Source organism: Klebsiella sp. LY, assembly GCF_004010915.1.
In the GTDB taxonomy this organism is placed as follows: domain Bacteria; phylum Pseudomonadota; class Gammaproteobacteria; order Enterobacterales; family Enterobacteriaceae; genus Klebsiella; species Klebsiella quasipneumoniae.
In genome coordinates this window covers 315086-336448 of the sequence record NZ_CP022444.1, presented here as the reverse complement: position 1 = coordinate 336448, position 21363 = coordinate 315086, and the positions used below count along the sequence as shown (strand labels likewise).

At 58.0% G+C, this 21363-nt stretch carries 20 protein-coding genes and 1 pseudogene; 10 read left to right on the top strand and 11 right to left on the bottom strand.

The genetic code is table 11. From position 1 onward, the window contains the following. Nucleotides 1-11: 11 nt before the first annotated feature. A complete protein-coding gene (locus CE636_RS04445) occupies nt 12-980 on the bottom strand; it encodes a PDR/VanB family oxidoreductase (protein ID WP_004202954.1) in 969 nt (322 codons plus the stop codon). Nucleotides 981-1187: 207 nt separating this feature from the next. Between CE636_RS04445 and CE636_RS04435 the strand changes: the two genes are divergently transcribed. The 4 genes from CE636_RS04435 (at nt 1188) to CE636_RS04420 (ending at nt 5811) form a co-directional block, all read left to right on the top strand. Then, the gene (locus CE636_RS04435; protein ID WP_004202952.1) at nt 1188-2087 is read left to right on the top strand and encodes a LysR family transcriptional regulator; all 900 of its coding nucleotides are present in this window, start codon (nt 1188-1190) and stop codon (nt 2085-2087) included. A gap of 294 nt (nt 2088-2381) precedes the next feature. Continuing rightward, nucleotides 2382-3371 (top strand): ABC transporter substrate-binding protein, encoded by a 990-nt coding sequence (locus tag CE636_RS04430; protein ID WP_017899557.1) that lies wholly within the window; start codon nt 2382-2384, stop codon nt 3369-3371. Between the two features lie 11 nt (nt 3372-3382). Continuing rightward, complete coding sequence (locus tag CE636_RS04425) at nt 3383-4801, top strand: amidohydrolase family protein (RefSeq protein WP_017899556.1); 1419 nt, start codon at nt 3383-3385, stop codon at nt 4799-4801. Between the two features lie 20 nt (nt 4802-4821). Next, the gene (locus CE636_RS04420; protein ID WP_017899555.1) at nt 4822-5811 is read left to right on the top strand and encodes an isopenicillin N synthase family dioxygenase; all 990 of its coding nucleotides are present in this window, start codon (nt 4822-4824) and stop codon (nt 5809-5811) included. Nucleotides 5812-5848: 37 nt separating this feature from the next. Here the strand turns inward: CE636_RS04420 and CE636_RS04415 are convergent, their stop codons facing one another. Next, entirely contained in the window at nt 5849-6766 is a 918-nt protein-coding gene (locus CE636_RS04415) for a LysR family transcriptional regulator (protein ID WP_017899554.1), read from the bottom strand. Between the two features lie 116 nt (nt 6767-6882). Between CE636_RS04415 and CE636_RS04410 the strand changes: the two genes are divergently transcribed. The 4 genes and pseudogenes from CE636_RS04410 to CE636_RS04400 all read left to right on the top strand — a co-directional run bounded on the left by CE636_RS04410 (nt 6883) and on the right by CE636_RS04400 (nt 10470). Further along, nucleotides 6883-8415 carry an MFS transporter gene (locus CE636_RS04410; RefSeq protein WP_017899553.1) on the top strand — a complete coding sequence of 511 codons (1533 nt, stop codon included), beginning with the start codon at nt 6883-6885 and terminating at the stop codon, nt 8413-8415. A gap of 159 nt (nt 8416-8574) precedes the next feature. Further along, a pseudogene (locus tag CE636_RS29380) lies at nt 8575-8688 on the top strand (LuxR family transcriptional regulator); the annotation flags it as partial. 156 nt (nt 8689-8844) lie between these two features. Then, the gene (locus tag CE636_RS29560) at nt 8845-9648 is read left to right on the top strand and encodes a helix-turn-helix transcriptional regulator (RefSeq protein WP_306065949.1); all 804 of its coding nucleotides are present in this window, start codon (nt 8845-8847) and stop codon (nt 9646-9648) included. Between the two features lie 141 nt (nt 9649-9789). Next, a complete protein-coding gene (locus CE636_RS04400; RefSeq protein ID WP_127837808.1) occupies nt 9790-10470 on the top strand; it encodes a hypothetical protein in 681 nt (226 codons plus the stop codon). A 114-nt stretch (nt 10471-10584) separates the two neighbouring features. On the opposite strand, the gene CE636_RS04395 is transcribed toward CE636_RS04400, so the two are convergent. From CE636_RS04395 to CE636_RS04385, 3 genes are all read right to left on the bottom strand, one after another. Beyond that, nucleotides 10585-11781: an MFS transporter gene (locus tag CE636_RS04395; RefSeq protein ID WP_017899551.1), complete on the bottom strand. Its 1197-nt coding sequence runs from the start codon at nt 11779-11781 to the stop codon at nt 10585-10587. 99 nt (nt 11782-11880) lie between these two features. After that, nucleotides 11881-13029, bottom strand: a complete 1149-nt coding sequence (locus CE636_RS04390; RefSeq protein WP_017899550.1) for an iron-containing alcohol dehydrogenase — start codon at nt 13027-13029, stop codon at nt 11881-11883. A 61-nt stretch (nt 13030-13090) separates the two neighbouring features. Then, complete coding sequence (locus tag CE636_RS04385; protein ID WP_369707498.1) at nt 13091-14122, bottom strand: alpha/beta hydrolase; 1032 nt, start codon at nt 14120-14122, stop codon at nt 13091-13093. A 272-nt stretch (nt 14123-14394) separates the two neighbouring features. Between CE636_RS04385 and CE636_RS04380 the strand changes: the two genes are divergently transcribed. Together CE636_RS04380 and CE636_RS04370 are read left to right on the top strand one after the other, a co-directional pair. Next, nucleotides 14395-15321 carry a LysR family transcriptional regulator gene (locus CE636_RS04380; protein WP_017899548.1) on the top strand — a complete coding sequence of 309 codons (927 nt, stop codon included), beginning with the start codon at nt 14395-14397 and terminating at the stop codon, nt 15319-15321. 237 nt (nt 15322-15558) lie between these two features. Continuing rightward, on the top strand, nt 15559-15930 hold the full coding sequence (locus CE636_RS04370) for a cyclophilin-like fold protein (protein WP_017899547.1): 372 nt from the start codon (nt 15559-15561) through the stop codon (nt 15928-15930). 78 nt (nt 15931-16008) lie between these two features. On the opposite strand, the gene CE636_RS04365 is transcribed toward CE636_RS04370, so the two are convergent. From CE636_RS04365 to CE636_RS04340, 6 genes are all read right to left on the bottom strand, one after another. Next, nucleotides 16009-16497: a DinB family protein gene (locus tag CE636_RS04365; protein WP_017899546.1), complete on the bottom strand. Its 489-nt coding sequence runs from the start codon at nt 16495-16497 to the stop codon at nt 16009-16011. Between the two features lie 118 nt (nt 16498-16615). Continuing rightward, complete coding sequence (locus CE636_RS04360; protein ID WP_017899545.1) at nt 16616-17143, bottom strand: anti-virulence regulator CigR family protein; 528 nt, start codon at nt 17141-17143, stop codon at nt 16616-16618. A gap of 368 nt (nt 17144-17511) precedes the next feature. Continuing rightward, nucleotides 17512-18483 (bottom strand): ABC transporter ATP-binding protein, encoded by a 972-nt coding sequence (locus CE636_RS04355; protein WP_017899544.1) that lies wholly within the window; start codon nt 18481-18483, stop codon nt 17512-17514. Continuing rightward, entirely contained in the window at nt 18480-19460 is a 981-nt protein-coding gene (locus tag CE636_RS04350; RefSeq protein WP_017899543.1) for an ABC transporter ATP-binding protein, read from the bottom strand. The genes CE636_RS04355 and CE636_RS04350 overlap by 4 nt, the downstream gene beginning before the upstream one ends. Further along, complete coding sequence (gene opp4C / locus CE636_RS04345; protein WP_017899542.1) at nt 19457-20407, bottom strand: oligopeptide ABC transporter permease; 951 nt, start codon at nt 20405-20407, stop codon at nt 19457-19459. Before opp4C ends, CE636_RS04350 begins: the two co-directional genes overlap by 4 nt. Further along, complete coding sequence (locus tag CE636_RS04340) at nt 20404-21363, bottom strand: ABC transporter permease (protein ID WP_004202926.1); 960 nt, start codon at nt 21361-21363, stop codon at nt 20404-20406. The genes opp4C and CE636_RS04340 overlap by 4 nt, the downstream gene beginning before the upstream one ends.

Sequence of the window (21363 nt, the reverse complement as noted above, 5' to 3'; positions counted from 1 at the left end):
CGTCAGTCTCCTCACAGATCCAAAACCAGACCCGGTGATTTCGCCCGCGAACAGCAGAGCGTGATCTGGTCGTTGCCAGCTTTCTCTTCCGCCGTCAGCACGCTGTCCCGGTGCTCGGGGATCCCGTCGAGGACCCCGGTAATACATGACCCGCACATTCCCTGTTCGCAGGAGAGCATGACCTCCACCCCGGCGTGCTGTAATACCTGAGCAATGGTTTGATCCGCGGCGACCTGCAGACGCTGCCCGCTGGAGGCCAGCTCAATATAAAAAGCGTTTTTCGCCGCAGTATTATTTTCCGCCGCGGGAGTGAAGCGCTCGAATACAAATTGCGACGGCGACCAGCGATATTCATCCATGACCGACCGCAGTCGCTGAATAAAGCCCTCCGGGCCGCAGGCCACCACCGCGGTATCAGGATCGGGCGCGGTTAAGCATGGGGGGATCTGCTGGCGAAACGACTCGCCTTCCTCGCTGCAGTGAATCGCCACCGTGCCGCTCGCGGCCAGCTGAGCCAGGCGCGGGGAGAAGGCGGTCTGGCGCGAGCTGGCGACATAATAATGCAGCTCCAGCTCTCCCTTTCTGGCGGCAATCGCGTCAGCCATCGCCAGCAACGGCGTGATGCCGATACCGCCGGCAAACAGCAGGTAGCGCCCGGCTTGCGGCAGGGGGAAATGGTTGCGCGGCTGCGAAATGGAGAGCCGATCGCCGGCTTTGAGCTGCTGGTGCAAATAGCGTGAGCCGCCGGTGGAAGCGTCCGCCAGCCTGACGCAAACTTCATAGCGATTTCCGCGGTCAGGCATGCCGCACAGGGAATATTGCCGCGGGCCAACGCCGGGAATAATAATATCGATATGCGCCCCGGCGGAGTAGGCCGGTAATATTTCCCCGGCCGCTGCCTGCAATATTAAAGACAGATTTCCCTCTCCGTTAGGCCGTATTTCCCCGACCGAGACCGAAATAAAATCGTGGCTGTGCATTACCGTTTACTCTCCCTCATTCCGCTGTCTGCAGGGCGGCCAGGGTCGGCGAAGAGATAACTCCCCTTCGCGGTGAACTGTCCGGCGTGCAAGAAAATGGGTGAAACGATCGTTTCTCCGCTATGAATGCTACGGTATTGTGATAAAACTGTTGCGTCCAGAGCTTTGATTCGCACAACCCGTTGCAAAAAAGAGAGCACCCAAACGATGTTTGCCTTCTCCCGATTTCTGCTCTATTTCACTGAAGTGGCCCGTCAGGGGTCGTTTCGTAAAGCGTCAGAGGCGCTGCATGTCTCTGCGTCCTCTATCGACCGTCAGATTTTGCGTGTGGAACAGGAGCTGGCGATGCCGCTCTTCGAGCGCCATCCCACCGGGCTGCGGCTGACCGCCGCCGGGGAGCTGCTGCTGCATGCGGCCAATAACTGGAAAAAGGACTTTACCCGGGTCTGTGAGCAGCTGGATGACCTGCGCGGACTGCGGCGCGGGCATGTGCGCATCGCCACCATCGATGCCATTAACCGGCATTTCTTTTCGACGATGCTCAAAGAGGTGCATAAACATTATCCCAACATCTCTTTTACATTGACCACCATCAACAATATCCACATCCAGCAGGCGCTGATCTCCGGCGAGGCGGATTTCGGCATCATGCTCAATCCGCAGACCTCCCGTGAACTGCAGGTAAGGGCGTTTGCCGAAATGAATATGGGGATCGTGGTGCCGACCGGCCATCCGCTGGCCAGCCGCAGCGCTGTGCGCTTTAGCCAGTGCATCGACTACCCGTTTATCCTGCCCTCCGCCCCATTGATGATCAGCGAACCGGTAGAGGCGCTGGTGAACATCAGCGGCAACGAGGTGAAGGAGGTGGCAGTGTCGAATAACATCCACATGATCCGCACCCTGATTAAAGAGCAGATGGGTATCGGCATACTGTGCCGGCTGGATATTCTCGATGAGATTGAGTCCGGCCAGCTGGCGTTTGTGCCGCTTACCGATCCGCAGCTTAAGCCTTTCACGCTGGCGCTGTGCGTCTCGCCCGCCCGCCAGCTTTCACTTGCCGCCTCGATGATGTTGAACCAGCTGGAGATGCTCTTCAGCCAGCTGTGAGAGACCGGCAGGCACTAAAATCATTCATTAGCGCACCATAATGGTGCGTTTTTTGTGTGCATGAATCAAAGGTTGCATGCCCCAGGGCGGCGGCGCAGGCGATTTTGCGCGGCCGCGCGCGGGCGATAAAATCTGGCATTGTTTTTGTATAGCTAAGTGTGAGTAGAAGCGGTCAGTACGGGTTATCCATACGGGACATTGCTCAGTCACCATGTCGCGGTTCAATGTTGACCGGGATGGGAGGCTGAGCCACATTCGCTCGCTCCCCCTCCCGGCGTAAAGAGGAGAGGGATAATGAACACAGGCGCACGCCTTCCCCGGGGTTTACGCTGGCTGGGCCTGATGGCCCTCGGCGGTGTCTCGCTGGCCGTTCAGGCCGAGGAGAAAATCGTTCTGCTGACCTCCTGGTACGCTCAGGCGGAGCAGGGGGGGTATTATCAGGCTCAGGCCACTGGGCTGTACAAAAAATATGGTCTCGACGTCGAGATCCGCTCCGGTGGCCCCCAGGTCAACGGCATGCAGTTGCTGTTGTCGAAGCGGGCCGATGTGATCATCGGTTACGATCTGCAGCTGCTGGAAGGCATTCAGCGCGGCTTCCAGGCGAAAGCCATTGCCGCTCCCTTTCAGTACGATCCCCAGGGGCTGCTGACCCACGCCGATGTCACCTCCCTGCAGGGGCTGAAAGATAAAACTATTCTGGTCTCCAGCTCCGGTCAGGCGACATGGTGGCCGTGGCTGAAGGCGCAATACCAGCTGAGCGACGCTCAGGTTCGCCCCTACACCTTCAATATTCAACCCTTTGTCGTCGACGACGCTGTCGCCCAGCAGGCTTATGTCAGCTCCGAGGTGTTCCAGGTGCAGAAGGCTGGGGTGAAGGCGAACTTCTTCCTCTTTTCTGAGCATGGTTACCCTCCCTATGGCGGCATTCTTATCGCCCGCCCGGACACCATCGCCGAGCGTAAAGCGGCGATGGCGAAGTTTGTCCGCGCCTCAATGGAGGGCTGGGTGAGCTATCTCAAGGATCCGGCGCCGGGCAATGCGCTGATTAAGCAGGACAATCCGAAAATGACCGACGATCTGCTCGCCTGGGGCGTGACCCAGATCCGTGAGCATCATCTGATCGACGGCGGGGATGCCGCCAGCCAGGGCTGGGGGACGATGACCGACGCGCGCTGGCAGAAGACCCGCGATTTTATGGTCAGCGCCGGTCTGCTGGCGGCGGCCACCGACTGGAAACAGGCCTACACCACCGAATTTGTTCAGGCCATGCAGGTTAAACCCTGAGGAGCGACGCCATGTCATTAATTATTAAAAATGCCCATGCCATCCTCAGCGGTCTGCCCGGAGAGGCGGCTCGGCTGGCCGGGCCAGATATTCGCATCCGCGACGGCAAGATTGCGGCCATCGGCAGCCTGACGCCGCTGCCGGAAGAGCGACAGATCGATGCCCGCGACTGTGTGATCTATCCGGCATGGGTGAACACGCACCACCATCTTTTTCAGTCGCTGCTGAAGGGCGAGCCGCAGGGGCTGAACCAGAGCCTGACGGCCTGGCTGAGCGCCACGCCGTACCGCTTTCGCGCGGCTTTCGATGAGCATACTTTTCGTCTGGCGGTGCGCATTGGCCTGGTGGAGCTTCTGCGCTCGGGCTGCGCCAGCGTGGCGGATCACAACTACCTGTACTGGCCGGATATGCCCTTCGATACCTCGGAGATTGTCTTCAGCGAAGGGGAAGCGCTGGGGATGCGCATCGTTCTGTGCCGGGGTGGGGCGACCCAGGGTCGGGCGGTGGAACAGGATCTGCCGGTGGCGCTGCGTCCGGAAACCTTCGCCGGCTATATGGCGGATATCGAACGGCTGGTCAGCCGCTATCACGACCCCCGGCCCGATTCTCTGCGCCGGGTGGTGATGGCGCCCACTACCGTCCTTCACTCCGCGCCGGGCGCCCAGCTGCGGGAGATGGCGAAGCTGGCCCGCCAGCTGGGGATCCGGCTGCACAGCCATTTATCGGAAACCGTCGATTATCTTGACGCCGCGCGGCAGAAATTCGCCATGACGCCGGTGCAGTTCTGCGCGGAGCATGACTGGCTGGGAAATGACGTGTGGTTTGCCCATCTGGTGAAGCTGCTGCCGGAGGAGATTGCCCTGCTGGGCCGCACCGGAACCGGCATCGCCCATTGCCCGCAAAGCAACGGTCGGCTGGGCAGCGGCATCGCCGATCTGCTGGCGCTGGAGCAGGCCGGGGTCCCGGTCTCGCTGGGGGTGGATGGCGCTGCCTCCAATGAGGCGGCGGATATGCAAAGCGAAGCCCACGCCGCATGGCTGCTGCAGCGCGCGCGCAAGGGGATGCTGGCGCAGCCGCGCTACGCCGGAGGCACCTTCGAGGGCGGGGCCGATGCGGCCACGGTGGAGGATGTGGTGCGCTGGGGCAGCGCCGGCGGGGCGCAGATCCTCGGCTTAGCGCAGAGCGGCACTCTGCAGGTCGGCATGCAGGCGGACCTCGCCATTTACCGGCTGGACGATCCGCGCTACTTCGGCCTGCACGATATGGCCATTGGGCCGGTGGCCTGCGGCGGGCGCGCCGCGCTGAAGGCGCTGCTGCTCAATGGCCGACCCATCGTGGAAGATGACGCCATTCCCGGTCTCGACCTTGACGCGATGCGCCACGACGCGCTGGCGGCCGTCCGTACCCTCCAACAGCGCGCCGCTGTTTAACTGATAACAGGATAATGACGATGAACGCAACCACCCAGAATCAACGCTATGCCTTACAGGAACTGGAAAAAGAGGCGCTGATGGGCGCCGAGGGCGAAGAGACCTTCATCCGCGAAGTGCGCTGTATCGACCTGTCGAACTTTGCCGAAAGAAAAAATGATATTGCCGAACAACTGTGGGAGGCGGCGGTGGAGATCGGCTTCTTCCAGGTCAGCCACCATGGTATTCCGCTGGCGGAGATCCGCCAGGCGTTCAGCACGACCGAGGCGTTTTTCAACCTGCCCGACGAGGTGAAGCGCCAGTATCCGCTGGCCGGCAACGCCGGCTGGGAGAGCAAGGCGCAGGTTCGGCCATCGACCCGCACGCCGGATCAAAAAGAGTCCTATCAGATAACCCGTCCGCTGATGGATGGGCGCTGGCCCAGCGATCGGGAGCTGCCAGGCTTCCGACAGACGATGCTCGGGTTTGAATCGCAGTGCTGGCAGCTGGGGATGAAGATCCTCTCCTGCTTTGCGTTAAAGCTCGGTTTTCCGGAATCGTTTTTCACCACCGCGCACGATCCGCAGCGTGACACCTATCAGAGCACCTTGCGCATGCTGCACTACTATGCAACCGAGCAGTCGCAGCAGGGAATGTGGCGGGCCGGCGCGCATACCGATTTTGACTGTCTGACGCTGCTGTTCCAGCGCCCCGGTCAGGGCGGCCTGCAGGTTTGTCCCGGTAAAGACCGCGAAAGCCAGCAGTGGACCAGCATTGAGCCGCGCGAAGAGGTCATCACCTGCAATATCGGCGATATGCTAATGCGCTGGAGCGACGACCAGTTGCCGTCTAACTTCCACCGGGTGAGAAACCCGCTGCCCCACGAATATCAGGGGCCGCGCTACAGCCTGGCGTTTTTCTGCCAGGCCAATAAAGATGTCGAGATCCTCGGGCCGCAGAGAAAGTACCCGCCCATCAGCGCCGAGGATTATCTGCAGCAGCGGATCCAGGCCAATTTTGCCAAAGGGTAAGATGCTCCCTTGAGTGGTATGTCCTGCCGCCGGCTTTTCAGGGGGTAGGGCTTGCCGATACGGGTGACAAGGGTATCTCTGCCGCAGCCATAAAATCGATAAAACAGCGTATTCGCGGTGACAGGTAGCGGCTGGCGGGCCACAGGACCGAGAAATGCCCATCCTTGACGCAACAGCCGGGCAACACCTCCTGCAGTTGTCCCTCGTTGATGGCCTCGCGCACGACAAAATCAGGCACATAAGCGATGCCCATCCCCGCCGCGCTCAAGCGAATGGCGGCCTCAATGTTATTGACTGTCATAATGGCAGCGGCCCTGAAATCTCCCGTCAGCCGCATATCGCGCAGTTCCCAGGGCTGGATCAGCCCTGTCGCGGGGAAGCGAAAAAAAATACACTTGTGCGCCGCTAATTCCGCTGGCGAGCCGGGAACGCCGTATTCCGCCAGATAGGCCGGACTGGCGCAGAGCACAAAACGAAAGCCCCCCAGCTTTCTGGCGATCAAGCGGGAGTCCGCTAGTTCGCCGCTGCGGATAGCGACATCAAATCCTTCATCGATCAGATTGACCAGCCGGTCACTAAAGTCGAGATCCAGTTCAACCTGCGGATAAAGACGGCTAAAGGCGGTGAGGGCGGGGAGCAGCAGGCGGTAGCCGATGACAGGCAGTGAAATCCTCAGTTTACCGGTGGGCTGTGAGAGACTGCTGGTCAGCTCAGACTCGGCCTCCTGGATCTGCTCCAGGATACTCTGGCAGCGGGTCAGAAACGCGGCCCCCTCCGCCGTCAGGCTGACGTTTCTGGTGCTACGGTTGAACAGCCGGACCCCCAGCTTATGCTCAAGCCGGGCGACATTCTTACCCACCGCCGAGGCAGATATCCCCAGCAGCCTGGCGGCCTGAACAAAGCTTAGCGTTTCGGCGGTGCGGACAAAGGACGTCAGCGAAGTGAGGCTGTCCATCGATTATAAACCTTTTGTCTCTTAAGAAGATATTTTCAGTCTATTTATCGGCAAGAACATCCGCAATAGGATGGCGATAGTTTATTCATTCCTTGCCGACTGATGAGGGTCGCCCGATGTTACTCACCGCCAGAACACCTTCCCGATACGCCAGCGCCCTGGCCGCGCTTTCTGTCTTTATGGCGGCCTTGCTGCTGCCGTTAAGTTTTACCGGCGGCGTCATGACCACCCCGGCGATACAGCAGTCGCTGGGCGGCTCTCCCGCTGCGCTGTCGTGGCTGACCAATGGCTTTATGCTGACTTTCGGCAGCTTTTTGCTGGCCGCAGGGGTGACGGCGGATGCCATCGACAGAAAACGTATTTTTATCGCCGGCGCCGCGCTGTTTTGCCTGAGCAGCCTGCTGTTTTGTCTGACGCACAATCTCTTCCTGTCAGGCGTGCTGAGGGCGCTGCAAGGTCTGGCCGCGGCGATGATTTTAGCCAGCGGCAGTGCGGCGCTGGCCCAGCTGTATGACGGCGCTCAGCGGACGCGGGCATTCAGCATCCTGGGCACGGTGTTCGGCGCCGGCCTGGCGTTCGGCCCGCTGCTGATCGGCTTCATGACCGACGCGGTGGGTTGGCGCGGCGTATACGCCCTGTTTGCGCTGCTCTCGGCGATGGTTCTGCTTATCGGTCTGGCGTATCTGCCGGCGGCAGAACAAAGCCAGCCGCGGACACCCGACAACCTCGGCTTAACCCTGTTTACGCTGGCCCTGATGCTGTTTACTGCATCGCTTATGGTCATTCCGGCCCGCGGCTTTTTATCGCTGACCACGCTGGCCTTGTTCATCGCGTCGGCGGGACTGTTCGTGGCGTTTGCCGTGCGCTGCCAGAGGGTGAGCAACCCGGTGCTGGAACTCTCCCTGCTGCGCCATCCGCGTTTTGTCGGCGTACTGTTGCTGCCTGTCGCCACCTGCTGTTGCTACGTGGTCCTGCTGATTGTTGTTCCACTGCATTTTATGGGCGGAGAGGGGATGAGTGAGTCGCAGAGCGCGCTATATCTGATGGCGCTGACCGCGCCGATGCTGATTTTCCCATCCGTTGCGGCCCTGCTCACCCGCTGGTTTTCACCGGGGCGGGTATCCACGGGAGGGCTGACGATGGCCTCCGTCGGGTTGCTGTTGCTGGGCGATGCTTTTCACAGTAACCATCTTTCGCAATTGGTGCTGGCGCTGATCCTCTGTGGGGCGGGGGCGGCGCTTCCCTGGGGGCTGATGGACGGCCTGGCGATATCCGCTGTGCCGGTGGCGAAAGCCGGTATGGCGGCAGGCCTGTTCAACACCGTTCGCGTTGCCGGCGAGGGGATCGCCCTGGCGATAGTCTCCGCGGTATTAACGGCAAGCAATACCCTGACCCTGCAGAGTCGCGTTCACGGGTATGCCCCCGAGGTGATTCACCGCGCCGCAGGCTGGCTGGGAGCCGGCAATATGCCGCAGGCGGCTGCGCTTTTGCCTGACTTTTCCCTCCGGGCGCTGCGCGAGAGCTATGACTCTGCTTATACGCTACTGTTTAGTGGGCTGGCGGTTGTCACCCTGCTGTGCGCCCTGATGGTCTGGCGGACGCTATGCCGGAAGGGGAGCGCTATCCAAACCCGCAACAGCGGATCCTGAGCCTCCTTGATAGCGCATTGGCGTCACGCTCCCGGCAACCGCCTTTCCCGGTCTGCTTAGCGAACCGGGACTGTCATTGTTTCGCTGGCGGAACTATGCTGATCAGGGCGGCCACATGCGCCGCTCCGGCAGCGGAAACAGTGACTCACAGGTGGCGGTATGGCGAGTGATCCGGAACTGATTTACATCGAGATCCTGGAAACGGTGCTGATGGCCACCCTGGATCCCGATTTGTGGAAATCGGCATTGCAGAAACTGGCGTTCCTCACCGGCCATCAGTACGCGGCATTTCTGTTCTACGATAAAGGCAATGCGCATCTGTTGACCGATTCATTCCTGCTGGAGGAGAAGGTCTTCACCGCCTATCGCGACGTGTTTCTGGCCATCGATCCCGCCGAAAAAATATTGACCGCGTTACCGGTCGGGCAAATGTACCGGGACCGCGAGTATTTAGGCGATAAATTTATTGCCGGCAGCGTCTATTACAATGAGTTTCATCACCCTAACGATCTGAATAATCTTACCAGCGTCAAGCTATGCACCCTCAATGGCTATGCCACCTATCTGTCACTGATGACGGCCAATACGGCGGCTTATCCGCAGCCGGCGCAGTTTGAACTGTTCAGGCGCTTGATCCCGGCGTTAAAAACCGCCTGCCAGCTTCACGCCCGATTTGAACAGCTGCGAGACACCATAAAATACCAGAGCGCGGTGATGGACAACGGGATCTACCCGGTATGGCTGGTGGATCATGGCGGTAAAATTCTCTACGCCAGCGCGCATGCCGAACGCTACCTGCGCGCTAACACCCGCCTCTCCTGGTATAGCGGGGGCGATACGCTGTGCCTCAATACCGACAGTAAAAAACTGAAACGGGCTATCGAGCAGGCCACCCGGACGGCAGAGCCGCCGAGGGCAGGCGTGTGCTATACCGCCGGGCGTCAGCCGAAACCAATCCTCGTGATCCCGGCGGCCCGCCAGACCGGGATGGCCTGCGTGATTATTCCCGAGCCGTTTCTCACCGGCAGCGCCTTGATGGAACTGTTTAACGTCAAGCCTGCCGAAAATGCGGTGGCGGAGCTGCTGGTGCGGGGCATGACGCCGGATGAGTGCGCCTTACATCTGGGCGTATCTATCGCCACCATCAGAACCCACCTTAGCGCCCTGTACCGGAAAACCCACACCCGTAATCAGGCAGAACTACTGCTGATCATTCGCGCGATTCACGGCTGATTTATTTCATCCACTCATTCATATGGATGAGTGGATCTGTTATTACCGCCATTATAATCCTCCTAAAACGAATGAAGGATTTAATCGCTCTCTGAGCGGTCAGTCCGTATATCTAATTCCTGCTGGATGGGAGTGGTTAATATGTTTTTCTTCCGTGTGATAGCCATCGCAATTTTATTCCCTGCTTTAATATCCTGCACAACGCAAAAAGCCCTAAATGAAACCGGGAAGGAGATTGATAAAGGCCATTATGGTGTCGCGACATGGTATGTCGCAACCTTACCCGTTGTCATGCTTTATGACGTATTTACTCTCGGCGGTACCAGCGACCCGCAAACGGGATATAATACGGTCGCCAGCGTCGCGAATAAACAACCGGTGACTCAGTCAGCCCACAGTTCATCAGGTACGCGGTCTCAATCTACAATTCAAACCGCTGCTGGCGGTTCAGTTGCGACCGTCACAACGCCTCAAAACGTCGCCCTGAGAACAGCGTCTTCGCAAGGGCCGTCATCGGTTTCTTCGTCAGTCAAATCCTATCCTCCGGCTGATAATTGCCTTACCCGTGATTCGACGTCGAATTCACTGGCAGACTTCTGGATTAACCACTGTGGCTTTGCCGTTACCGTGATGTGGTTTGATGCGAATGATTGTCGTACGGGGTGTATGGATGGCGTGGGGGCGAATTCACGCCAGTCAATAACAAAAGGAAGGGCGGGAAGCGCTTATACTTCCGTGGCTTGTCCAAAACCTTCTACACCAAAAGGACCCGATGGCATTCATCAGTGGGCCAACGAAGGGCATCATCAATGTACTTCCTGAGTCGTGGATAGCCAGGCCAGAGATATTCTGGCCTGGCTATCCAATCGAGCTTTTCGTCTCTATCGAATGGTCGACGACGTTAGCCGGAACCGAGCCAGCAAACATCGCGCGTAATCAGTTAGCAGAACGTCGCGCCGTCTGGATCGTCATCAGCGCGGCCACGATCAGCATCCCGGCGCTCAGGCAAAAGGTGCTCTCATAGCCCAGATGGTCGAATAAAATACCGCCGACCGTTGCACCAAGGGCAATAGAAAACTGCACTGTGGCGACCATCAGTCCCCCGCCTGATTCGGTATCCGCTTTGCTGGCATGGGCGACCCAACTCCACCACCCCACCGGCGCTGCGGTGGAGAGTACGCCCCACAGGGCCAGCAGAATCGACACCGCAACAAGGTTTGTCGCCAGCGGGATCAGTAATAACGCAATCAGGGCCATCAGTAGCGGAATAATGATTAACGTTTTATAGAGCTGCTTTTTAATCACCAGTCCAATAGCCGTAGTCCCCGCCAGTCCGGAAATACCGATCGCTAATAATAGTAGCGAGATGGTCCTGGCATCGACCTGAGCGATCAGTTCGAGGTACGGGCGAATATAGGTGAATAAGGTAAATTGCCCCATAAAAAAAATACCGGCCGCGCCCATGCCAATCGCCACCGAACGATCGCCCAGTAGTCTGCGCAGACCGGAACCGCTAGCGGCCTGGTGCGCTCCCGCTTTCATTGAGGGAAGGCTTATCCATTGCCAGATAAAGGTTACCACGGCGATGGGCACCAGGCTCAGAAAGGCGCCACGCCAGCTGGTGACTGACGACAGATAGCTACCCAGCGGTGCGGCCACCACGGTGGCAAGCGCATTGCCGCCATTAAAAACGGCCAGAGCGCGCGGAACCTGACTAATATGGACCAGCCTGACCGCCGTGGCGACAGACATTGACCAGAAGCCGCCAATGACTAGACCAATCAATGCGCGCCCTAGCATATAAATGCTGAAATTCGGCGCCATCGCTACAATTAAAGCCGAAATTCCCATCAACGCGGTCAGGAGTAACAGCAAATATTTGCGGTTCATTTTACCTACCAATCTGCGAATACACAGGCTGGTTAAAACAGCACATATTCCTGAGATCGTCATTCCCTGACCCGCGGTACCTTCGGTGATCTCCAAATCCATAGCGATGGGGGAGAGCAGACTCACCGGCATAAATTCTGAAGCAATTAGCGTAAATACGCAGAGCGTGATGGAAAATACCCCCCTCCAGTTGGAGGAGTGATTTTTATCATCATCATAAGCTGAATGTTTTCTGAGATCCATAATAGGGTTTATTACACCTTAACGTTTACGGCAGGCGTCACTCTGTATTGGTTGATCGCGAATGAAAGGGACCTTCCCGAAGCCCATTCGTATTCGCCATTAAAGCGCATTTTGCAAAATAACTTCGACAACATCAGGCGAATAGGTTTCGGCGATACCAAAGGCCCGGATATGCGATTTAACATTGTCGATAATTGAAGGTAATGCCTCGGCAGAAATATTCACCTCGGAAAGTCTCACCGGCGTGCCGATTTTCGTAAACCAGGATTCCAGTGCAGCAATACCTTCTTCCGCACTTTCCACGTTAAAAACTACCCGGGCGAAGCGGTTAAACTGGGCTTTATTTTGGGACTGGTACCATTTCATCCATGCAGGCATCACCACCGACATCCCGGCGCCATGAGGCACGTCGAACAGGGCAGACAACGAGTGCTCAATCGCATGGTTAGGATAACTATAATCCGCGGCGCCGGAGAAGGTTATCCCATTTTGCGCCAGCGTCGAAGCCCAGGCAAATTCGCCGCGTGCCGCAATATTTTGCGGATCGTTAAGCAGTATATCCGTTGTTTCGATGACGGTTTTAATCAATGATTCAATCAGTCTGGACTGCAGCCTGGGCAGTACGGTGGCCGTAAAGTACACCTCGATCAAATGCGAAATAATGTCCGCTGCCGAGTAGACCAGGTATTCCCTCGGAACACCCGTCATCAAAGCCGGGTTTAATACCGTCACCCGTGGACGAGTGGCATCGTTACCAATGGATAATTTTTCTTTTGTTTCTTCGTTAACCACCACGGCATACGGATTCATTTCGCTACCGGTGGCCGCGAGGGTCAGAATGGCATATATCGGCAGTGCGGAGATTAATTCCCCGTCGCCAGTGAACAATTCCCAGGCGTCGCCTGGATAGTCGACTCCCGCAGCAATCGCTTTCGCGCTGTCAAGAACCGAGCCGCCACCGATGCTGATAATCGCCTGTACCTTTTCCTTACGCGCCATCTCAACGGCGCTTCTGACCGATGAAATGACCGGGTTGCTGATAATACCGCCAAATTCACACCAGCTTATTCCCTGGGATACGAGACGGCGCGTGACCTTCTCGAACAGACCCTCATTTTTGATTCGCTGGCTGCCATAGCAAATCAGCACATGATGAATACCGTCTTTGGCGATATGGTCAGCAAGGGTATCTTCTTTATCGATGCCGAATTCAATACGTGTTGGATTATAAAAATTAAAATTATGCATATTCGCTCCTGTGCGCCGGCTTAATTCCGACACAGGTATTAAAATGGTTATCAATAAAAAGTTATTTCAGAGTGGCTTTAAAGAAATGGTCCAGTTTATCAAAAGGAATTCTTCCACTCTGGTTGTCATATAAGTCCACGTGGTTAGCGCCCGGAACAATGACCAGTTCTTTAGGCTGAGCCGCTTGCTGGTAGGCGGTTTCCGCAAAGTAACGCGAATGCGCTTTCTCACCGGTAATAATCAGTACCGGTCGTGGCGAGATTTCCTTAATATGATCCAGTTGCGCGAAATTCATAAACGGCATCGGGGTTGTCACTGACCATGACCCGGCGGAGTTAACCGACCGCGGGTTATACCCACGCCTGGTGCGATAATAATCGAAGAATTCTCGAGTAATGGGATCGGCATCCGCTTGCAGCGTTGCTGGCAGGATAGTTTTATCCCGGACCACGTTACCCGCTTTATCAAAGCTGACATTGTGGCTCTCATAAGCAGGCACGCCATTCTCGGCGTCTTTCCAGCGCTGCAGGCTCATGTTTTCCAGCACTTTGCTACGCTGTTCCGGGGTATAGCTGTCCTGGAAGCCTTTACCCCACAGGCGCGACATATCATACATCACCGAGGTGGCGACAGCCTTGATACGTTTATCCATTGCCGCCGCGCTAAGGTTCAGCCCGCCGTAGCCGCAGACGCCCAACAGGCCAATGCGTTGACGGTCAACGATATCCAGCAGACCCAGATAGTCGACGGCCGCCATGATATCTTCCGTGTTGATATCGGGTGAGGCGATATTACGCGGTTCGCCGCTGCTCTCGCCGGTATAGGAAGGATCAAAAGCCAGAGTAACAAAACCACGCCGGGCCATTTCCTGAGCATAGAGACCGGATGACTGCTCCTTTACGGCACCGAATGCCCCACTGACCGCCAGGGCAGGAAGCTTACCGGCCGGGTGATTTTTCGGCACATAGACATCGGCGACAAGGGTAATACCGTAGCGGTTTTTAAAGGTGACTTTTTGATGGTCGACGGCGCTGCTCAGCGGAAAGGTTTTATCCCAGATCTGAATGAGCTTAACATCCGTGTCGCCTTTCATAGGCAGCGCCAGGTCTGCGATGGCGGCATTGGAACCAAACAGCATCGCCATCCCAACGATCATTCCCGTGCGCAGCGTTCGATGAGAAAAAGTAGCCATAAATACTCCTGAATGGTGTAAAGGACAGGCCAGGATGTCCCGTTCGGTGTGAGTGTTGATGGCGCTTATAGTAGAGAACCAAAACCGTTCTGATTAGCAGGCAAAACCGCACTTCATTAATGTGTCCATGTTATAAATAGAATCCTTGAGACCGACCAGACGCAGGAGGCAGGGTGGATATTTTTCGTCGTGAGGATTTGCATCATCTCTATCTTTTTTATCATGTGGCTAAAGAGGGGGGATTTACCCGTGCCGCGGCCAGGCTGGGGCTTGCCCAGTCGAGTATCAGCCGCAGCATCAGCATGCTGGAGAAAAGTATTAATCTGCAGTTACTGGTGAGAAGTACCCGCAAGGTCGCGCTCACCTCAGCCGGGGAAAAACTACTGCGTTCGCTCGATCAGGGGTTCGGTCAACTGGAAAATGGCTGGATGCTGCTGAATCAGCTTCGGGAGAAACCTGCAGGAACCGTGCGCATTAACGGCAGCAGGCAGGCCATCGAGCAAGTGTTGCTACCGCGACTGCAGTCGTTACGGGATGCATACCCAGATATCGCGCTGGAGCTTATTGAAAATAATACCTTTGTTGACATTGTGAAGGAGCGATATGATGCCGGGGTTCGCTACGGCAGCATGGTCAACGAGGATATGGTTTCCGTGCGTATTGGCCCCGATGTGCCGATGCGGGTTGTCGGTAGCCCCAATTTTCTTCGCCAGCATGGGATCCCCGCACATCCCCGCGAACTCGATAAGTATCCCTGTATTGGCTACCGCATGTCCGACGGTTCACCATGGGGATGGGAGATGCATGATGGCGATCGGTTATATCGACATAACCCCGCCGGAGGATGGGTGTTCAGCGATGCCGGCACAGTCATTAAAGCCGCGACGCTGGGAGTGGGGCTGGCCTATGAAGCGGCGGATCTGATGCAGGACGAACTGGCAAGCGGTCGGCTGATACCGGTTCTGGAGAATTACAGTCACACCTTTCCTGGGTTTCATATCTATTATCCGCACCGGAACGTGTCCAGTGCGCTGCGAGTGATTATCGACATTCTGAGGGACTATCCCGGAGCGGACAGCCGCGCTATCAGAACGGGCTGATCCCTTGCGGACCCGTCGCGAACCGTGGTGCCGGCAGGGCATGGCTCCCGCCGCTGGTTTTTCAGGATATCAGCGGTAGCCAACTGCCTGACGATCAGCGTCAGCTAATAGCACGCCTCTCCGGTTAAAGGTAGTCCTGGCGGGGCAGGGTGAGAAGGAGATGCTCGCCGCCGGGAAGCGGTTTACCTGTTCCGCGCATCAATTTTAATGACCTCAATCATTAGCAGGGAGTGAAGGATGAAGTTAAAGATTACTATCAATGATAACGTGCTCACCGCGACCCTGAACGGTAGTCAGGCCAGCCGCGAATTCGCTGGATTGTTACCTTTAACGTTGCAGCTCAGCGACTATGCAGGAGAGGAAAAGATAGGCGATTTACCCGCCCGGCTGTCGACGGCGGATTCGCCTGTAGGGTCAGCAGCCAGCAAGGGCGATATCATGGTCTTTTTACCCTGGGGCAATCTGGCCATTTTTTATCAGGCTCATGGTTACGTTGACGGGCTCATCCCTCTGGGGAGGCTGGATGAACCTGACGCATTACCTCTGCAGCCTTCATCATACCCGGCACGATTCGAATTAGCCGCAGCAGCATCGCTCGGGAGCGATTAGCAAGCCGTTACGGCGACGGACAGAACGGCATCATTCGCCACGAGGACGTTCCCCGAGGGGAACGTCACGGGATAAGTTTCAGGAATGATGGTCGCGCAGGAAAACGGTCAGCACATCTTTCGGCGGCACGCCGCCGCATTCGCCAATCATCCAGCCCACCGCGCCGCGGTGATAGGCGCCGTGAAAGAGCATGTGGTTCAGCATCTCCATCGCGGTCATATTGCCGTCGCCGCCGTCGACAAATTTGAAGGCGATACGTTCGTGGAAATCGGCGGGGGTCATGGCGCTGACGTAGTGAATGTATTCGTCCGTACAGGCGGTCATTGCCGTTTCCAGCGCATCAATGGTTGGCGTCTCGGGGGTATTCAGCGCGGTGTAACCGTGCGTCATGCCGCGCAGATTCGCCCGGAAAATCATGTCAACGACATGGATATGGTTCATCAGCCTGAGGGTCAGGTGACGCTTTTCGCCATGTATTGTTCCGTCTATCGCGCGGATCGCCTGCAAGGTGGCAAGGTCAATCCAGCGCTTGTACTTCAACAGCGTCACTACAGTATCTTTGTCCATAGTCGGTCCCGGGTTGGTTGAGCCATTATCTTAGCGATGATGCCAGCGAGTTGTCACTCTCCAGCGCCAGGCACAAAAAAAGCCTCGCCGGAGCGAGGCTTTTTAATAAGCAGGTGAGTTAGTCAAACACACCGTTAATCACGGCGGTGACAATGGCAGTGCTCAGCGCTACCAGCACCAGGTCATCGCCAACCGCCCGCCATTCATAGCCCGGATAATAGGGCAGATCGTTAATCATAGAAGCTGGCAGGGTCTTTTTCGCGATACCCGGAGGGAGCGGTTTGCCGCGGGCGACATTTTTGGCGATACCCGGAGGCAGCGCCTGATAGCCGACCAGACCGTAGTTCACGGCCAGGGAGCGCGCCCGTGAGAAGCTAATATCGCTGTCGACGTGGTCGGGCTTGCCGTAGTTTTTGCGGTTGCCATGATCGGCGGTGGACTGACCTTTATTTTGTCCTTTATTATCATGGTCGCCGCTGTTACCGCTGTTACCATGATTGCCGCTATTGCCATGGTTACCACTGTTCCCGTGATTACCGCCGCCATTGCCATTACCGTTACCCGGGTTGGCATAGGCCGGTGCCGCCATGACGGCGAGAGAAATAACCGCCGCCAGTGCTGTTTTAATAGTGCGACGCTTAAGCATGATCTTGCTTCCTTAATGTGGAGTACACGCTTAAAAAATAAGATAACGCTATGCCTCAGGCAATCTCATATAGTCTTATTTTTTTCCGGGATTTCACGGGAAGGTCATTAAGGAATAGCGGGACGCGGGCGAGCAATTCCATTGCTGCGTTTTGACAGACGGGCGACCGCGCCCCGCTAAATTTGTCGCCGGCAGGATCGCTCCCGGGCGTGTCGCAAAAAAATGCCCGAAGCCATCGGGCAAAAATGAACAAAAATATTACGCTTCATTCATAACGCGTCTCACAAGACGGAGCGGATAGTAAATCCTGGCGCCGCTGCGCACAATCGACCGGTTGTTTAGAAATAAATAACCCCCGTCGGCCGCGCTCAGGACGCGACCCAATGGCAGGCCACTCGATGGCCAGGGGCCACCTCGCGCAGCGCCGGAGCTTCTCTGCGGCACAGATCGCCGGCCTGCGGGCAGCGAGATGAAAAGCGGCAGCCGGCGGGAGGATTGGTCGGATCCGGGATCTCGCCTTGCACCAGCGCCTGCGGTTCGCTGTGCGGGTCGAGGGTCGGCACCGCGGCTAGCAGAGCGCGGGTGTAGGGATGGAGGGGGCGGCTGAACAGCGCATCGCGGCTGGCGCTTTCCACCAGTTGCCCGAGATACATTACCGCCACATCGTCACATAAATGCTCCACCACCCCGAGGTCGTGGGAGATAAACAGAAACGTGACGCCGCGGTCGTCGCGCAGGTCGGAAAACAAATTGATGATCTGCGCCTGAATCGACACATCGAGGGCCGAGATGGGCTCATCGGCGACGATAAAATCCGGGTTGAGGATCAGCGCCCGGGCAATACCGATCCGCTGGCGCTGGCCGCCCGAAAACTGATGCGGAAAGCGGGCGTAGTGTTCCGGCGCCAGGCCGCAGATCTTCATCACGTCGATCACCCGGTCATAGAGCTCATCGCGGGTGCAGAGCTTGTGCTGCAGCATGGCTTCGCCTATCGCCTCGCCAATACGCAGCCGCGGGTTCAGCGAGCTGTAGGGATCCTGAAATACCAGCTGCATCCTCGGCCGAATGGCGCGCAGGGCGGGCCCGGTCAGGTCGGCCAGCTCCTGACCGTGAAATTTCACGCTGCCGGCGCTCTTCTCGTACAGGCCAAGCAGGGTTCGGCCGACGGTGGTTTTGCCGCTGCCGGACTCGCCCACCAGGCCAAAAATAGTGCCCGGACGGATGTTAAAGCTGACGCCGTCCACCGCGCGAAGCTCGCCGGTCTGCTGGCCAAAGAGGCCGTCGCGCAGCGGAAAATACTTCTTCAATCCATCCACTTCAATAACATAGCGATCGCTCATGCTGTCGCCTCCGCAAATTCGCTATAAAAGCAGGCGGCCCGCTGGCGCTCGCCGAGCAGCGGCGGAATCGCCTCCCGGCAGCGCGGCGTCGCCCGTTCGCAGCGCTCGGCAAAAGCGCAGCCCGCCGGCAGGGCGGCCAGATCCGGCACCTGACCGGGAATCGAGTACAGTCGCCGACGCCGCTCGCCCGGCACCGGGCGGGAGGCGATGAGCCCACGCGTATAAGGGTGCTGCGGATGGCGTAGCACCTCCGCCGTGGCGCCCTGTTCCACGATCCTCCCGGCATACATCACCACCACCTGTTCGGCCATCTGCGCGATCACCCCCAGGTCGTGGGTAATCAGCATCATCGCCATCTGGCTGGCCCGCGACCGGTCCCGCAGCAGGCGCAGGATTTGCGCCTGCACGGTGACGTCCAGCGCGGTGGTCGGTTCGTCGGCAATCAGCAGTTTGGGCTGACAGCTCAGCGCCATGGCGATCATCACTCGCTGCAGCATGCCGCCGGATAGCTGGTGGGGGTAGCTGGCCATCAGGCTGTCGCCGCGCGCCAGGCCGACCTCGCTTAGCAGCCGGGTAGCCAGCTGCCAGGCGGCTTTCGGCGTGGCGCCGAGGTGGCGGATCGCTGGTTCGCACAGCTGTTCGCCGATGGTCAACACCGGGTTCAGGGCCGACATCGGTTCCTGAAAGATCATGGCCAGCTGGTGGCCGCGCAGGTCGGCCATCTGTCTGGGGTTCAGCCGCAGCAGATCGCGGTCCGCGAAACGAATTTCGCCGCCGTCGATGCGCGCTGCCTGCGACGGCAGGAGGCCCATCAGCGCCATGGCGGTGACGCTTTTGCCGCAGCCGGACTCGCCCACCACGCCAACGGTTTGCCCGGCCTGAATCGTGAAAGAGACGTCCTGCACCGCGCGCACGCGATGACGTTCGCCAGCGAAAGAGACGGAGAGATGATTAAAAGAGACTAACGGTAGGGTCATTTCAGCCTCGGTTTCATATTGGGATCCATGGCGTCGCGCAGGCCATCGCCCAGCACGTTAATGGCGATCACGGTGAGAAAGATGGCGATCCCAGGCGGCATCCACAGCCAGGGACGGCGCTGGAAATCGATCAGGCTATTGGCGGCATCCATCATATTGCCCCACGACGGCGTTGGCGGCACCACGCCGAGGCCGAGATAGCTCAGCGCGGATTCGCTGAGAATGGCGTTGGCGACAGCCATGGTCGCCATCACCACCAGAATCGGAATGGTATTCGGCAGCAGGTGGCCGAACAGCCGGCGACGCGCCGACAGGCCCAGTACCCGGGTGGCCAGCATAAAATCGCGTTCGCGCAGGGAGAGACATTGCCCGCGCACCAGCCGCGCCAGTCGGGGCCACTCCAGCAGGCTGAGCATTACCACCACCATATAGATGCGCGAGTCCGGGGAAAAATCGAGCTCGGAAAGCATCGCCCCGGCGACAATCAACAGCGGCAATCCAGGGATGGTCATCACCAGGTCGGCCACGCGCATGATCACTCTGTCGGTTAACCCACCGACATAACCCGAGAGGGCGCCGAGCAGATAGCCGAGGAATACCGACATCACCATGGTCAGCAGGCCGATAATCAGCGAGATGCGCCCGGCCAGCAGCAGGCGGGTGTAGACATCGCGACCAAGGAAATCGGTCCCCAGCCAGTGTTCCGCGCCGGGCGGTTGGTTGATGCTCAGGGCGTCGGTGGCATCATCTTTCCACGGCGACCAGACGGGCCCCAGCACGCACCACACCGCCATTACGGCCAGCAGGATCAGGCAGAACATGGCCAGCCGGTTACGGCGCAGCTGTCGCCATCCCTGGCGCCAGGGAGAGGGGGTAATGTGCGCCAGCGCCGGGATAGCCGCCTGCCGCTGGCGGCGACGGGAAGCAAAGTAAGACAGGATCATCATGACCTCACCCGAATACGTGGATCGGCCCAGGCGTACAGCACGTCGGCGAGCAAATTACCGACTATCGTCAGCACCGCCAGAAACAGAGTAAACCCCATCAGCACCGGATAGTCGCGGGCGGCCAGCGAGTCGATATGGATGTGGCCTGCCCCCGGCCAGTTGAATACCTTTTCGGTAATGATCGCCCCGGAGAACAGCCCCGGCAGCTCAAAGCCCAGCAGGGTGATGATCGGCAGCAGGGCGTTGCGCAACGCATGTTTAAGGATCACCGTGCGCTCATGCAACCCCTTGGCGCGGGCGGTACGGATAAAATCCATTTTCACCACGTCGAGCATACTGGCGCGCACATAGCGCGTCAGGCTGCCCGCCTGCAGCATCACCAGCGCCAGCACCGGCAGCGCCAGGTGGGCAGCCACTTGCAGCACATACTGCCAGCCGCTTTCGTCGCTGCCGGTATTGGTCATCCCGCCTACCGGCAGCCAGTGGAGATCGACGGCAAACCATTTAATCAGCAACAGGCAGAGGAAAAAGGTGGGGAATGACATGGCGGCAAACACCGCAACGCTCACCAGATGATCAAACCAGGAGCCAGGTCGCAGGGCCGACACCACGCCGACCGCCAGGCCAATGCCCCAGTAAAAGACCAGCGCGACGCTGGCCAGCAGAAAAGAGTTCCAGATGTACTGGTTGAGCAGCTGGCTGACCGGGATCTGATACTGCAGCGAAAAGCCTAAATCGCCGCGCAGAAGCTGTCCCAGCCAGTGGAGATAGCGGGTGAACAGCGGCTGGTCGAGGCCATAGATCGCCTTCAGCTCCGCAGCGCGGGCGGCGGTCAGGGTAATATTGCCATCGATAAAGTCGCCGGGGGTTTTGGCAAACAGCATAAAAATAATGAACGAGGCCAGCAGTAGCATCGGCAGCGTTTGCAGCAGGCGCCTCAGGATGAAATTTTTCAT

Bases quoted from the DNA above. Each gene is read 5' to 3' on its own strand.
- CE636_RS04445 (WP_004202954.1), bottom strand. From the start codon at position 980: ATGCACAGCCACGATTTTATTTCGGTCTCGGTCGGGGAAATACGGCCT.
- CE636_RS04435 (WP_004202952.1), top strand. From the start codon at position 1,188: ATGTTTGCCTTCTCCCGATTTCTGCTCTATTTCACTGAAGTGGCCCGT.
- CE636_RS04430 (WP_017899557.1), top strand. From the start codon at position 2,382: ATGAACACAGGCGCACGCCTTCCCCGGGGTTTACGCTGGCTGGGCCTG.
- CE636_RS04425 (WP_017899556.1), top strand. From the start codon at position 3,383: ATGTCATTAATTATTAAAAATGCCCATGCCATCCTCAGCGGTCTGCCC.
- CE636_RS04420 (WP_017899555.1), top strand. From the start codon at position 4,822: ATGAACGCAACCACCCAGAATCAACGCTATGCCTTACAGGAACTGGAA.
- CE636_RS04415 (WP_017899554.1), bottom strand. From the start codon at position 6,766: ATGGACAGCCTCACTTCGCTGACGTCCTTTGTCCGCACCGCCGAAACG.
- CE636_RS04410 (WP_017899553.1), top strand. From the start codon at position 6,883: ATGTTACTCACCGCCAGAACACCTTCCCGATACGCCAGCGCCCTGGCC.
- CE636_RS29560 (WP_306065949.1), top strand. From the start codon at position 8,845: ATGTACCGGGACCGCGAGTATTTAGGCGATAAATTTATTGCCGGCAGC.
- CE636_RS04400 (WP_127837808.1), top strand. From the start codon at position 9,790: ATGTTTTTCTTCCGTGTGATAGCCATCGCAATTTTATTCCCTGCTTTA.
- CE636_RS04395 (WP_017899551.1), bottom strand. From the start codon at position 11,781: ATGGATCTCAGAAAACATTCAGCTTATGATGATGATAAAAATCACTCC.
- CE636_RS04390 (WP_017899550.1), bottom strand. From the start codon at position 13,029: ATGCATAATTTTAATTTTTATAATCCAACACGTATTGAATTCGGCATC.
- CE636_RS04385 (WP_369707498.1), bottom strand. From the start codon at position 14,122: ATGAAAGGCGACACGGATGTTAAGCTCATTCAGATCTGGGATAAAACC.
- CE636_RS04370 (WP_017899547.1), top strand. From the start codon at position 15,559: ATGAAGTTAAAGATTACTATCAATGATAACGTGCTCACCGCGACCCTG.
- CE636_RS04365 (WP_017899546.1), bottom strand. From the start codon at position 16,497: ATGGACAAAGATACTGTAGTGACGCTGTTGAAGTACAAGCGCTGGATT.
- CE636_RS04360 (WP_017899545.1), bottom strand. From the start codon at position 17,143: ATGCTTAAGCGTCGCACTATTAAAACAGCACTGGCGGCGGTTATTTCT.
- CE636_RS04355 (WP_017899544.1), bottom strand. From the start codon at position 18,483: ATGAGCGATCGCTATGTTATTGAAGTGGATGGATTGAAGAAGTATTTT.
- CE636_RS04350 (WP_017899543.1), bottom strand. From the start codon at position 19,460: ATGACCCTACCGTTAGTCTCTTTTAATCATCTCTCCGTCTCTTTCGCT.
- opp4C (WP_017899542.1), bottom strand. From the start codon at position 20,407: ATGATGATCCTGTCTTACTTTGCTTCCCGTCGCCGCCAGCGGCAGGCG.
- CE636_RS04340 (WP_004202926.1), bottom strand. From the start codon at position 21,363: ATGAAAAATTTCATCCTGAGGCGCCTGCTGCAAACGCTGCCGATGCTA.